Origin of the sequence: Gordonia sp. NPDC127522 (genome assembly GCF_042672305.1) — a bacterium.
Classification (GTDB): domain Bacteria; phylum Actinomycetota; class Actinomycetes; order Mycobacteriales; family Mycobacteriaceae; genus Gordonia; species Gordonia hongkongensis.
In genome coordinates, this window is the sequence record NZ_JBHXVK010000013.1 from 57,275 (window position 1) to 70,267 (window position 12,993).

The following is a 12,993-nucleotide window of genomic DNA, read 5'->3' on the forward strand; positions in this document are numbered from 1 at the left end:
GGGTCGGAAATCCGCCGTACATAAGAAGCCAGGTCAAGGAGACTAACGAGTGATTCAGCAGGAATCCCGCCTGCGAGTCGCCGACAACACCGGTGCCAAGGAGATCTTGTGCATCCGCGTGCTCGGCGGTTCCTCGCGGCGCTACGCCGGCATTGGCGACGTCATCGTCGCCACTGTCAAGGACGCCATCCCGGGCGGCAACGTCAAGAAGGGTGAGGTCGTCAAGGCCGTCATCGTGCGCACCACCAAGGAGCGCCGTCGTGCGGACGGAAGCTACATCCGCTTCGACGAGAACGCCGCCGTCATCCTCAAGGGTGAGAGCGACCCCCGCGGCACCCGCATCTTCGGCCCGGTCGGCCGCGAGCTGCGTGAGAAGAAGTTCATGAAGATCGTGTCGCTGGCACCGGAGGTGATCTGACATGAAGGTCCACAAGGGTGACACCGTGATCGTCATCTCGGGCAAGGACAAGGGCGCCAAGGGCAAGGTCATCCAGGCCTTCCCGAAGACCCAGCGTGTCCTCGTCGAGGGCGTCAACCGAATCAAGAAGCACACCGCCGCGTCGGCCAACGAGCGCGGTGCCTCCTCCGGCGGCATCGTGACCCAGGAAGCCTCGATCCACGTCTCGAACGTGATGGTCGTGGACTCCGACGGCAACCCGACTCGCGTCGGCTACCGCGTCGACGAGGAAACGGGCAAGAAGGTCCGGATCTCGCGCAAGAGCGGGAAGGACATCTGACATGACCTCTACTGAAACTGTGAACGGCGGCTCCGCAAGCTCCGCCGACAAGATCCAGCCGCGCCTGAAGACTCGCTACCGCGAGGAGATCAAGGACACGCTGAACAAAGAGTTCGAATACCCCAACGTGATGCTGATCCCGGGCGTCGTGAAGGTCGTCGTGAACATGGGCGTCGGCGACGCCGCCCGTGACGCGAAGCTGATCAACGGCGCCGTCGAGGATCTGGCCAAGATCACCGGCCAGAAGCCGGAGATCCGTCGCGCTCGCAAGTCCATCGCACAGTTCAAGCTGCGCGAGGGCATGCCGATCGGTGCGCGCGTCACCCTCCGCGGCGACCGCATGTGGGAGTTCCTGGACCGCCTCGTGTCCATCGCCCTCCCGCGTATCCGCGACTTCCGCGGCCTGTCGGACCGTCAGTTCGACGGCAACGGCAACTACACGTTCGGCCTGAACGAGCAGTCGATGTTCCACGAGATCAACATCGACAACATCGACCGGCCCCGCGGTATGGACATCACCGTCGTGACGTCGGCCACCACGGACGACGAAGGCCGGGCGCTGCTGCGTGCCCTGGGCTTCCCGTTCAAGGACAACAACGTTAAGGACAACTGACATGGCAAAGAAGGCTCTGGTCAACAAGGCCAACAAGAAGCCCAAGTTCGCCGTGCGGGCCTACACCCGGTGCAACAAGTGCGGCCGCCCGCACTCGGTGTTCCGCAAGTTCGGCCTGTGCCGTATCTGCCTGCGCGACATGGCACATGCCGGCGAGCTGCCGGGTGTGCAGAAGTCCAGCTGGTGACTCTCACCTCACGGATTTCGTAGCACGAATGCGCTCATGGAGCGCATTCGTGCTACCGATTCCCCAGCGGCCCCATCTCGCTTCGGCGAGGTGGGGCCGTTGTCGTGTCACTGCTGGGTGAGCCACTCGTCGATGAGATCGGGGATGCTCTCGATCGACGCGGTGAGCGAACGCTGATAGATGCGGTTGACGATGGGGTCGGCCATCTTGCCGAACACCCCGCCGAAACCGGTCGAGGACGTGATCCGACACGTCACCCGGACGCCGTCGGAGGTCTCCTCCAAAGAGATGTGCGTGGTGAACGGGAACGGCGCTTCGACGGTCTGGAACTCCGTCTCCTTACAGGTGTCGACGCGGGTGAACTCTCCCCGCCAGTCCACCGTCCGACCGAGGACGGCCGTCTTGCCCTTCCACTGCGTACCGACGGCGAGTGGCCCATCGGACAGCGGGGTGACCTCCACGGTTCCCGGTAGGTATGCGGTGGTGTGTTCGGGAGTGGACATGTACTCCCAGACGGTTTCGAGTGGTTGCTTGACGGTGACGGATGCGCTGGATTCGGGCATGACGAAATCCCTTGTGTGCGAACGATTGTAGGACGGCAGGGCCGGGGCCCACGCCGCACACCGTCTCGGGGCGGGTGGTGATCACGGTCCGGACGAGATGCATCCGCCGGTCAGAGTACTCCCCGTCGACCGCGAAGGCTACGTCCGATTTGTCCCCGATTCGTATGTCTAACAAAGACTTTCGTCTACGTCGTTCTCGAGGTTATGTCCGTCGGAGATCGACGCTCGTGGGCTGATGCCCGACACCGCACTCCTCGGCCGCCTCTTCGTCAGTGGGTGGCGGCCCATTCGTCGACGAGGCGCGGCAGCTTCTTCGCGTTCGCGGCGAGCGACCGCTGATACGCGCGGATCGCCAGCGCGTCGGCGAGCTTCCCGACCGCCCCGCCGACCCCGGCGTTGCGGATGCGGTAGGTGAGTTCGACGCCGCGGCCAACCTCCGCGAACGTGGCCGAGATGGCGAATTCGAGCGGTGACTCCGTGGAGGAGAACTCGGTGGCCGTGTGCGCATCCACCCGAGTGAACTCGCCGGTCCAGTCGACAGCGCGGCCGAGCCCCTTCATCTGGCCGCGCCAGACGGTCCCGACCGAGACCGGCCCGTCGGTGACGGTCTCGACGCCGACCACGCCGGGCGTCAGCGCCGCGACGTGCTCCGGGATGAGGCAGTACTCCCACACCGTGGTGAGGGGTTGTCGGACGAGGACGGTCGCACTGGCTTCGGGCATGACGTCGACGTTACCCGCCCGCCGGACTGCATGGCGAAAAGCGAACTATGGCAGCATTTCTCGCTACGGAATCCCGTTGGGGCTCAGCACCCACGGATGCCACCCAGTCGCGACGTCGACTTGCCGGGTGTGCCAGAAGTCGAGCTGGTGACTTCGCACTGGCCTGACAGTCGCGCTGTAAGGCCCCACCCCCCACCGGGGAGGTGGGGCCTTACGCAGTTCACCCGCACCACAGGTCGGGCGTGAACAATATGAAGTTCTCAAAGGGCATGCGCGCTCCGACGGATCGGTGCGAAAAGGTGCTACGCGGGGCGTCGTCCCTCGACGGATTCGCCTTCAGAAGTATCAGGCGCTCGGGCTCTCCGGCCGTTCGCCGATACGAGTCGGTCATCGACCACCGAGGTGGATCAGGCTGCGGCCCGGTCATCGAGAGTCATGGTGCGGCGATTGTATGCCGGCAACGGCGTTCGGGTCGGATCGATCGATGCGGGTGGGACCAGCCATGGGTGGCGATCGCGCCCCATGATGATCTCCCACTGGCCGGCATGGATGTGGGCGTGGCAGGACGGGCAGAGCAAGCATCCATTGTCGAGATCGGTGGAACCGCCGTGGCTCCAGAACTGGATGTGGTGGACGTGGGTGCGGCCCGCCGGCGCACCGCACTTGATGTAGCACCGGTCGCGGACGATGATCGCTCTACGCAGATGCGCGGGGAACAGTCGTCTCGAAGTGCCCATCTGCAGGGGGACGGTGTCGCCGTCGATGACCACGTCGGTGACAGAGGAGTCGCACGCCAGGAGGGATGCGGTGGTGGGGCTGATCGAATCCAGCCACAACAGGCTGGCCTTGTCCGGGGCAGCCGCCGGCAGGAGCACGCTGACGTGAGTCTTGGGTGGGGTGGCAAGGGTGGTCTCGGCCACCGCCGCGGCATCGAGGATGAGTTCCAGAGATCTGCGTTGCGGGCCCCGGCGGTCCGCGAGTCGTCGGAGCCGTCGGGCTCAGGCCTCGGAGTGTTCAGAGATTCGATTGCCGCGATGAGCTTTTCGCCGATGACCGTGTCGAGATCGCCGCGCACACTGACCCGGCCTTCTGGGGTCGGGGTCACAGTGAAATCGTTGATGGTGCGGTCCTCGCCAGCAGGCAGGCCGCCGGTCCCGACCGCATACTCATTGCCCAGTTCCCGTGCCTTCTGGGCGATTTCGGCAGGGGTGGCGCCGGACATCGCCTGCGCGATGAGGGTCTGCTCGACCTCTGCTCGTTCCTCGGCGCAGACATGCTCGGGTGCTCGACGCCCGACATGAGCTATGCCGCTCACGACGGCATCGGCGTGTTCGCCGGGGATCGCGCCGTCGGCGGTGTGACCGGGTAACCGACGGAGCCACGCGTGTGCGTTGCCGATCCGCAACCAGCGGTGCGCGATTGCGGGTGCTGCGCCCATTGTGATCAACAGGGTGGACGTGGAACCTCAAATGAATCCAGTTGTATCGGAACCGAATTCGACACGATCGAGTGCCAGGCATAGGTGTGGAACACGCTGCCCAGCTCGCTGAGAACCGATGCACTCGTTCGTGCATCCAGTCCGTGCACCGCCAACTCGGGGAGGTCGTGTAAGCGCAGGCAGGTGGTGTACGCGAAGGAGCAGTCCGGTGCTTCGCCATTCGGGAGAGTGACACGTGCACTCGTCACTGACGGCCGTCACCGCTCAGCCGCAGCGCCGGATGCGGTCGAGCGTCTCGCGTATCAGCGGGTCGGGGTGCCAGCGGGGCAGACCCCGCAGATCGGAGAAGTGCTGGGCCATGCTCGCTCCTGGTGTTCGAAGGTGGACCGTAGTAGAGCAGTCGGCACCAACAAACTCGGGAGACGTCCGAGTTCCGCCTCGTCAGCGGCCGAGGATGCCACCCAACATGCCGCCGGCCCCTGACCCGGCCGACCCGCCGCCACCGGTCCCGCCGACGAACCCGCCGGGCGGGAGTTCGGACGGCTGCACGACGACGAACCCGCGGCCGGAGAACTCGAGGGTGAACCGTTCGCCGGTGCTGCGTCCCATCAGGGTGCCGAGGTTGAACGAGTCATTGGACTTCACCGAGGTGCGCAGGCTCGACGACCAGGCGACCGCGGCCTGCGGGTCGGCATAGGTCGCTGCATCGACGTTCAGCACGACCGGAGTGCCGTCGGTGGTGATGGCGATCCGGCCGCGCCCGGTGAAGACGCAGTTGAACAGTCCGGCGTTGCTCATCGCGCCGGCACCCTGCACGCGGGCGATGTCATAGGACAGCGAGGAGTCGAAGGCGAGCACGTTGGCGCCGTTGATGGTGAGGCCGTCGGAACCGTCGAGATCGATGAGGTGCACGTCCGACGCCGCATCGGCGAGGAACAGGTCGCCCTGTCCGGTGACCTTCATCAGCGGGACGCCCTCGCCGGTCATCGCCTGACGCATCATCCGTCCGAGACCTCCGGAGCCGAGCGCCTCGAACTTCAGGTTGCCCTGGTAGGCCACCATCGAGCCGGTGCGGGCCATGACCTCACCGGCGAGCCCGACCCGGCACATCTTGCTGCCCTGCTTCTGGATGCCCTGCCCGGTGACCTCGGCGTGGGACGGCGCGAACAGATCGCTGTGCATGGGAACTCCCTGTGGTTGGGCGGTGACCGGAGGCCGGGGCGGGACGGGTGGAGGCGGCGGCGCGGACGGTGTATTCCATTGCGGGGCCGGTGGTTCGGGTGTCGGCGACGGTGCGGTTGGCGTCGACGCGGCCGGCGGCCAGGGCTGCGGATCGGTGACTCGCGGAGGCTGACCGGAAGGCGGCGTCGCGGGTTCGTCGTCGACCTCGATGCCGAAGGCGGTGGCAAGGCCCGCGAGCCCGGCGTCGTATCCCTGGCCGACAGCACGAACCTTCCAGACGTCGTTGCGCCGGTAGATCTCGAGGCATACGACGGCCGCTTCGCTGGTGAGACCGGAGGGGCTGAAGGTCAGTTCCGTGCCGCCGCCGGTCAGCGTCGCGGTGAGGGCACCCGCGGTCGCGAAACTCGCGGGCCCGGTCCCGTCCAGGCTCGCCGCGACGACGACCGTCGCGATCTCCCGAGGCAGCGCGGCGGTGTCGACCGAGATGATGTCGGCCGAGCCGGCAGAACGGTATCCGACGCCGGGGCCGCTGGGCTGGTTGTAGAAGACGAGGTCCGCGTCGGAGCGGACGCGACCGGCATCGGTGAGCAGGATCGCCGACGTGTTGACCGGCGATGCCGAGTGCACCGAGACGGTCACGGACGCCGACGGTAGCGGACGGTTCTCTCCGGCGGTCAGCGTGAGCACGGTACCCATTGTGCCAACCATCGGCTCCGGGCGTCGGCGAAGTCTGGTCCGCCCGTCAACGCGGACGCGGTGTCGTGGAGCGCGCGAGTTCGACGACCTCGTCCTCGGTCGGCGGGCTCGACGGGTGGTAGGTGAGACATAGCGGCGTCTCGGCTTTGGTGAAACGCCCGCCCTCGCTCGCGATGTAGAACGTCCCCGCCGGTAGTTTGCCGATGTCGGGGATCCTGCTGCCCTTGTTGCTGGCGAGTTCCTTGGCGCGCTCGATTTGGGTTGGATGGTTGAGGAGCCCGAAGATCTGGGTGGAGGAATTGGCCGAGATCTTGTTGTCGATCCCGGTGGGGGACTGGGTCGCGAAGACGAGACCGAGACCGTACTTACGAGCCTGCGACGCCAACGCGCTCGTGCTCTTGGAAGCCGCGGTCATTCGTGTCGACGGGGCGAAGTTCTGCGCCTCGTCCATGACGAGCAGTCCGCCGAGCGGCCGGTCGGCGGCCGGATTCTTCTTGATCCAGGCGAACAGGGCCATCTGGAGCTGATTGACGAAACCGGCCCGCCGGTCGTCGGTGCCGAGGCCGGCGAGGTTCACGACCGACACCCGGGCCCGGAAACCCGGTGAGGGAGTGAGCATATACCCGGGGTCGGCCGGGGCGGCGTCACCCCCGAAGACCGGATCGATCGCCATCGAGGCCTTGAGGTTCTCCGCGAGTTCGGCGGCGAGCTTCGGGGCGTCGGCGAGGGTGCTCGCGTCGTCGGGCAGTTCGGTCAGCAATCCGACGTATGCCTGCAGGGTGCCGCCGCCGCGACGTCCGAAGGCTTCCATGGACTGCTGCAGGACCGCTTGCTGTCGGTAGGCCTTCGCGCTGGTCCCGGTGGCCCGGGCATGTGGGATCAGGGCGCCGACTGCCGAGTCGACCGCGGCACGGAACTCGTCGGGGTTGCCCGCCACCGTGCTGAAGTCGGGTAGCGGTTGGAAACTCAATGGCCGCCCCGATGCCCGACCCGGGGTGAAGACCGCGACCTCGGTGTCGTGGAGGTAGCGCTTGGCACGGTCGCGGTCGTCGGGTGTCCACGGACGCGGGTCGTCGTCCGGCCACGGTGTCCCCAAGCGTGCGAGGTCGTTGTTCACGTCGAGGATGATCGACGAAACTCCCTGCAAGGCAGCCTCTTCGACGATGCGCCGAATCAACACCGTCTTCCCCGAACCGGATCCGGCGAACAGCGCCACATGCTTGCGCAGGGCGAGCAGCGAGACGGTCACCGCCTCGCCGGTGGCGACACTTCGCCCGAGGGTGATCGACTGTTCGTCGGCGGGTGTGGTTCGCGACGACGATTCGGCGGTGTCGGACCCCGCCGTTCCCGACCGAGGGTCGGTGGACCGGAACTCTTCCGTCGTCGTCTCGCGGGGTGGCGGCGTGGTCGAGCGTTCGTCCGCGGTGCCGGGCTCGTGGCGTTTGGCAGGCGTGTCCGAAGAGGTTGCCGCGGAATCCGTTGACTGCAAGCGTGGCGCCGGCGCCTCGAGTGCGGGGCCCAGGATGTCGGTGAGGAAGGCGATCTCGGCAGCCGGATTCCGGGCGGAGATCCACTCCCGGAGATGAGCGGGCCGCTCGGCACGCAGTTGCGCAAGGGCACTCAACCGTTTGATGTCCTGCTCGGTCCAGGCGACGACCCGTCCGCCTCGGTCGTGCAGTTCCTCGACCATCTGCCGGGTCTTGGGGCCTGTGGGCCAGGGATCTCGACGCAGGATCACCAGGGTGCGTTCGATGTCGCCGAGGGTGAAACCGGAGGTCGTCGTCGCGCTCGACAGGCGCGTCTGGACGGCACGCGCGTTCGATGCCGCGATGGCGCGGAAGCTCCAGGACTGCTCGATGTCCCGGTTCGGGTCGACGAGTTGTCGGATCCGCCCGTGCAGCGGACTTTTCGGTCCCGGCCGGGCATCGAGCTGCCAGCGGTCGGCGTCGCGGGACAGTGCCTGGATCCAGGTCGCCAATCCGGCGTGGAGCAGCGAGGGGACGATCCGGTCCTCGGTGTCGGGTACCAACGCGGGTAGCGGGTCGGCACGCCGGATCAATTCCGCGTACCGCTGGTCGAGCTTCGCGAACGCGGGATTGTCCGAGGTGGTCGTCGACGACGAGTCGGTTGACGACGACCCCGCAGACGACGAGCCCGCAGACGACGACCCCGCAGACGACGAGCGCCCCCGAGCGGACGCCCCCGAGTCAGGAACGTCTGTCGTGGTGCGGGACTGGTTGATCAGGGGGAGCGTGCCCTGGTCGGCCGTCGCGCCGGAGAGGTCGGTGATCTCGGCGAACGTGTCGGTGCGGAGCATCGCGGCGATCTGGCGGTCCACGGTCACCATCAGCTCGCGCGGGGTGTAATCGGTGGCCGCTGTCAGCGCGGTGTCGGTGACCGGCCAGGTGGGATGGGGCGGCGTGAATCCGACGCCGGCGAAACCCGGCGCGAAACGCCTGGCGAGCAGGAGCCGGCCGAAGTCCGCACTCGCGGGCCGTTGCAGGGTGGGTGGCAACCGGAACCGGTCGACCGCCGATCGCATGACGTGTCCGGCGAGGTACTCCCACGCGGCGGTGATCGAGGAGACGACACATGTGGTCCGACTCATGGTGTCGCGCACCGACATCAGGCCGTGCGCCAGTTTCTCCACCTGCGATTCCTCGCCCGGCTCGGCGGTCTTGCCGGCCTCGATCAGGGTGTCGATCTGGTCGATCGCGAGCACCGCCGCATCGTCGAAGGCGATGATCCGCGAGATGTTCTCGACGATCTCCTGATAACCGAGGCGCGCATTGCGGATGCCCCAGGCGGCCAGTTCCTCCGCGTCGTCGATGTCCAGGTGCAGAAACGCCTCGCCGAGGTCTTTGGCCGCGAAGTCGTCGGACTCCAGCAGTACGAGCGCACGCAGGATGTGCTGCGACCGGCGCCGGTGCCGCGAGTGGCGGGTGTAGACGCCGTGGACGAAGTCATCGAGGGCCGCGGGTGTCAGCGGCGCGCCGCCGGTCACGGCGGCGCGTGTCCCGTCCGAGACCCCGGCGTCGATCGCGAGACGGTGAAGGAGCTGATTCAGCTGCGAGCGGTGGCGGGGCGTCGGTCGGCCGAGATCCTCGATGATCGCCACGAGCACCGAACGCCAGAAGTCGGTGGCGTCGAGCAGCTTGACGAGGAAGAAGTACCCGCCCTCCTCTTGGACACGATGCCGGACCCGGCCCAGGAGATGGGTCTTGCCGGATCCGGCCGGGCCGCGCACCGTGACCCCGATCGGACTCCCCGACGGCGAACGACGGGCGTCGTCGAAGGAACGGATGATGTCGACGATGGTGTCCTCGTGCAGGCCCCCGACGTGGAAGGGGTCGGCGGTGCCCCACACGTCGTCGGGGGTGTCGGCCCAGTTGAGGCGGATCGATTCCAGTGCGTGACGGGCGTCGGCGTCCATCGGATCAGCTCTCCTCGATCGCGAACAAATGGCACGGTTGCGTGCCCACCGTCACCGCGGCCGCCCGGTCGGCCGGAGTCAGCAACGCCTGGTCTTCCTGTGGGATGAGGCTGACCCCGGGCGCGCGCTGGAACTCCACCATCGTGGCGTCGAAGACCTCGTCGCTCATCCCGGGCAGGTCGGCGCGGAGGTCGGTGACGAGGACGAAGTCGCCCGCCGTGACGGCCCGGGCCCGGTAGGCGACCGCGATCTTCTCGCGGGGATCGACGGTGGACGACGCCCGGTCGGACGCAGCCGTTGCGATCGGGGTCCCGGGCTCCTCGTGGGTGGGGCGTCGGGGGCGGCCGAACACCTCGTGGAGACGGAGGTCCTCGTCGTCGAGGTACCGGGCGAGGCCGGCGAGGACCGCGTACATGGCCTTCGTCGGTGCGGTCGATCTCTTCGGTGGCTCGGATGTCAGTTCGGCCGCGCACCAGGCCCACCCGCGGTCGGTCAGGGTGTGGAAGTACGCGCGGCGCGCGCCGAGTCGCGAGTCGACGAGGCCGAGGGCGTTGAGATGGTTGCGGGCCGGCTTGTCCAGCGCGGCGCCGAACTCTTTCAGCTCCGGGTTGGAGAGTTCCCGGGACTCGGCCAGCAGGACGAACAGCGCCGCACTCTGGATCGGCGTCAGCTGGGCGTGGTCCACGGATGCTCCTCGCGGGTCGAAGGGGGTCGGGCGGGCGTCGGTCGGGACGGTGCCGGTGGTCGGGGGCGCTCGGCGATCACGGCGGCCAGCTCTGCGACGACAAGGGACGTGTCGTCGAGAACGTGGTCGTTCGTGTAACGCAGAACGAGGTACCCGGCACGCTGAAGCATGTTGTCGCGACGTCGATCTCGCGCGTACTTTACCGGGCCGCGATGATCCGCGCCGTCGACCTCCACGACGACGCGTTCATTCGGCCACAGCAGGTCGACGATCACCGCGGGGTGGAGCGGATCGAGGTCGCGCGGACTCCGGTTCCACTGTCGGTCGCGAGCCCACAGTGCACGCGCGAGGGCGCGTTCGAGGGTTTGCTCGGCCTCGCTGTGCGGTGCCGGTCTCCCCGACGGACGGGAGGCGACGAGGACGGGTCTCGCCGCGGCCGATGACGGATCGTGCAGCGCCTCCGCCGGACCAGACGGCGGGCACCGCCCCGCGGGTACTCCGATCCGGATGGCCGGCACCCTGGTGACCGCGGGCAGGGCGTCGGCGGTGAGCCACACGGTGAGGTCGGCGTGGTCGGCCAGCCATTCGTACGCGGCGGCCGCCGCATGCTGGGCCCGCTCGGCCAACGCGGTGTCGGCGCGCACGGCCAGGACCACGGAACCGCGTCCGTATCCCCGTCGCAAGAGGAATGTCAGCGCGGCCGCCCGGGCGTCGTCGGCGGGGCCGGGGCCGGGACGTCGCGCGCCGGCGGCCGCACGGGCCAGATGGATGACGGCGGGCGACGGGAAGCCGGCGTCCCGGCACAGCAGGCGTGCCGTCACCTCGGCGTCGTCGGCGTCGACCGGCTGACCCGGCTCATGGCCCGGCAGCCAGGCCGGGAAGAGGGCGACGACGATGTGCTCGAGCGCGTCGAGGACCTCCCGGACGACCTCCCGGGCGGTGCGATCGCCGGGTCCGCGGTGGTCCAGGAACACCGGTAGGTCAGCCGAGACCGAGTCGACGAGGTCGGCCAGGGCGAGGCCGTCGACGTCATCGACACGTAGCACGTGACCGGGACGCACGGCCGCGTCGAGAGCTGACGGGCGGATGTTCATCGACGCCGACGATATCGCCCGAACCCGACAGCCGCCCGGTGGTCACGGGTGATCCGCGGACCGCCACCACCGCTCGATGGCAGTCCACCGACCGCGGATTGGACCTTGTGGTGCCAGCGGGCACTGCGTTTGACTGGACGGCGACGGCCGCAGGGCGTCGTTCGACCCTGTCGGCCGGTGAGGAGGATTCTGTGGGTGCACCGCGAGCCATCGGCCGGCCGGTGGCTCGCTCGAACCTCGGGGTGAAGCAACTCGTCACGCTGCTCGGTGAGTGGGAGAGCGGCGACGCGGCCTACGCGGCACTCGCCGCCCGCATCCAGCTCCTCATCGTCGACGGCCGGATCGCGACGTACACGCGGTTGCCCGCCGAGCGAATTCTCGCCGATGCGCTCGGGCGGAGTCGGACCACGGTGGTGTCGGCGTACGGAGCGCTGCGCGAGGCCGGCTATCTGGTCAGTGTCCGGGGATCCGGCTCCGTCGCGATGCTCCCGCGGAGGGGGCCGGGCGCGGTTGCCGAGATCGACTTCGCGCACGCCGTTCCCGAACCGGTGCCCGGTCTCGAGGCGATCATCGAGCGGGTCACGGGCAACGTGCCCGACCTGCTGCGCCGGCCCGGACTCGACCTGGTGGGCGATCCGCTGCTACGCCGACGAATCGCCGAACGATACACCGATCGCGGACTGCCCACGACCCCGGCGCAGATCGTGGTGACCCTCGGTGGGCAGCACGCCATCGCACTCGTCGCGCGGACCCTGCTCCGACGAGCCGACCGGGTGGTCGTCGAGACCCCGACCTATCCGCACGCCTACGAGGCGATCGCCGAGGCCGGCGGACGGCTCGTGTCGACGCCGGTCACCGCGGCCGGCTGGGACATGGACCACTTCCTCGAGATCCTCAACCGGTTGCGACCCGAGATGGCCTATTGCATACCGGATTTCCAGAACCCGACGGGCGCCTCGATGCCGTCCGCCCACCGAGAGCGACTCGCCGACGCGGCGCGCCGGGCCGGGACCGCGCTCCTCGTCGACGAAACGACTGCCGAGCTCGACATCGATCGTCGGACGGACCATTTCCCGTTCGCCGCGCATGCGCCGGTGAGGTCCTCGGTGCCGGTGGTGACGATCGGGTCGCTGGGCAAGACGGTGTGGAGTGGATTGCGGGTGGGTTGGATTCGTGCCGACGAGGACATCGTCGACCGGATCGTCCGACGGCGACCCGCCGGTGACCTCGGTTCGCCGATCATCGACCAGCAGATCGCCGCCGAGGTCTTGGCCGGTTACGACGACCTGCTCGCCGTTCGCTCCGCGCAGCTTCGTACCGGCCGGGACACGCTCACCGAACTTCTGCGAAAACATCTGCCGGAGTGGGAGATCCCCGACGTGAACGGAGGGTTGGCGATGTGGGTCGGCCTCGGGGCGCCGCTGAGTTCCGCGCTCGCGGCCGCCGCCCTGAATCGAGGTGTGCGGATCAGCGCCGGACCGAAGTTCGGCGTCGACGGGGCGCACGAACGCTACATCCGCGTTCCGTTCACCGAGGATGCCGACGACCTCGCCGCCGGCGTCGACGTGTTGCGGGACGTATGGGCATCACTTGATCGCCCGGGGGCGCCGGACGCGTTGACGCGCCCGGCGTGAGAGATACCG

Annotated in this window: 13 protein-coding genes; 5 read left to right on the forward strand and 8 right to left on the reverse strand. The window is 68.1% G+C overall.

The genetic code is table 11. The features are described 5' to 3' along the window. Positions 1-49: 49 nt before the first annotated feature. The 4 genes from rplN to ACFVHY_RS18125 are packed head-to-tail and all read left to right on the forward strand — an operon-like array spanning position 50 to position 1,537. Positions 50-418: a 50S ribosomal protein L14 gene (gene rplN, locus ACFVHY_RS18110; RefSeq protein ID WP_004019493.1), complete on the forward strand. Its 369-nt coding sequence runs from the start codon at positions 50-52 to the stop codon at positions 416-418. Position 419: 1 nt separating this feature from the next. Continuing rightward, complete coding sequence (rplX, locus tag ACFVHY_RS18115) at positions 420-737, forward strand: 50S ribosomal protein L24 (protein ID WP_005197643.1); 318 nt, start codon at positions 420-422, stop codon at positions 735-737. Position 738: 1 nt separating this feature from the next. Then, positions 739-1,350, forward strand: coding sequence for a 50S ribosomal protein L5 (rplE, locus tag ACFVHY_RS18120; protein ID WP_004019491.1), 612 nt, complete (start codon positions 739-741; stop codon positions 1,348-1,350). A 1-nt stretch (position 1,351) separates the two neighbouring features. After that, positions 1,352-1,537, forward strand: coding sequence for a type Z 30S ribosomal protein S14 (locus ACFVHY_RS18125; RefSeq protein ID WP_004019490.1), 186 nt, complete (start codon positions 1,352-1,354; stop codon positions 1,535-1,537). Between the two features lie 107 nt (positions 1,538-1,644). Here ACFVHY_RS18125 and ACFVHY_RS18130 read toward each other — a convergent pair whose 3' ends face one another. The 8 genes from ACFVHY_RS18130 to ACFVHY_RS18165 all read right to left on the reverse strand — a co-directional run bounded on the left by ACFVHY_RS18130 (position 1,645) and on the right by ACFVHY_RS18165 (position 11,350). Then, positions 1,645-2,100, reverse strand: a complete 456-nt coding sequence (locus ACFVHY_RS18130) for an SRPBCC family protein (RefSeq protein WP_390274352.1) — start codon at positions 2,098-2,100, stop codon at positions 1,645-1,647. A gap of 269 nt (positions 2,101-2,369) precedes the next feature. Then, a complete protein-coding gene (locus ACFVHY_RS18135; RefSeq protein ID WP_390274355.1) occupies positions 2,370-2,822 on the reverse strand; it encodes an SRPBCC family protein in 453 nt (150 codons plus the stop codon). 407 nt (positions 2,823-3,229) lie between these two features. Beyond that, the gene (locus ACFVHY_RS18140; protein WP_390274357.1) at positions 3,230-3,742 is read right to left on the reverse strand and encodes an HNH endonuclease; all 513 of its coding nucleotides are present in this window, start codon (positions 3,740-3,742) and stop codon (positions 3,230-3,232) included. Between the two features lie 523 nt (positions 3,743-4,265). Beyond that, positions 4,266-4,508 (reverse strand): DUF4262 domain-containing protein, encoded by a 243-nt coding sequence (locus tag ACFVHY_RS18145; RefSeq protein ID WP_390274359.1) that lies wholly within the window; start codon positions 4,506-4,508, stop codon positions 4,266-4,268. Positions 4,509-4,701: 193 nt separating this feature from the next. Next, positions 4,702-6,138 carry an AIM24 family protein gene (locus ACFVHY_RS18150; protein ID WP_390274361.1) on the reverse strand — a complete coding sequence of 479 codons (1,437 nt, stop codon included), beginning with the start codon at positions 6,136-6,138 and terminating at the stop codon, positions 4,702-4,704. A 46-nt stretch (positions 6,139-6,184) separates the two neighbouring features. Further along, positions 6,185-9,571: a helicase HerA domain-containing protein gene (locus tag ACFVHY_RS18155; protein WP_390274363.1), complete on the reverse strand. Its 3,387-nt coding sequence runs from the start codon at positions 9,569-9,571 to the stop codon at positions 6,185-6,187. A gap of 4 nt (positions 9,572-9,575) precedes the next feature. After that, positions 9,576-10,256 carry a MarR family transcriptional regulator gene (locus ACFVHY_RS18160; protein WP_390274365.1) on the reverse strand — a complete coding sequence of 227 codons (681 nt, stop codon included), beginning with the start codon at positions 10,254-10,256 and terminating at the stop codon, positions 9,576-9,578. Beyond that, the gene (locus ACFVHY_RS18165) at positions 10,238-11,350 is read right to left on the reverse strand and encodes an endonuclease domain-containing protein (protein WP_390274367.1); all 1,113 of its coding nucleotides are present in this window, start codon (positions 11,348-11,350) and stop codon (positions 10,238-10,240) included. The genes ACFVHY_RS18160 and ACFVHY_RS18165 overlap by 19 nt, the downstream gene beginning before the upstream one ends. 191 nt (positions 11,351-11,541) lie before the next feature. On the opposite strand from ACFVHY_RS18165, the gene ACFVHY_RS18170 reads away from it, so the two are divergent. Next, complete coding sequence (locus ACFVHY_RS18170; RefSeq protein WP_390274369.1) at positions 11,542-12,984, forward strand: PLP-dependent aminotransferase family protein; 1,443 nt, start codon at positions 11,542-11,544, stop codon at positions 12,982-12,984. The last annotated feature ends 9 nt before the right edge of the window (positions 12,985-12,993 follow it).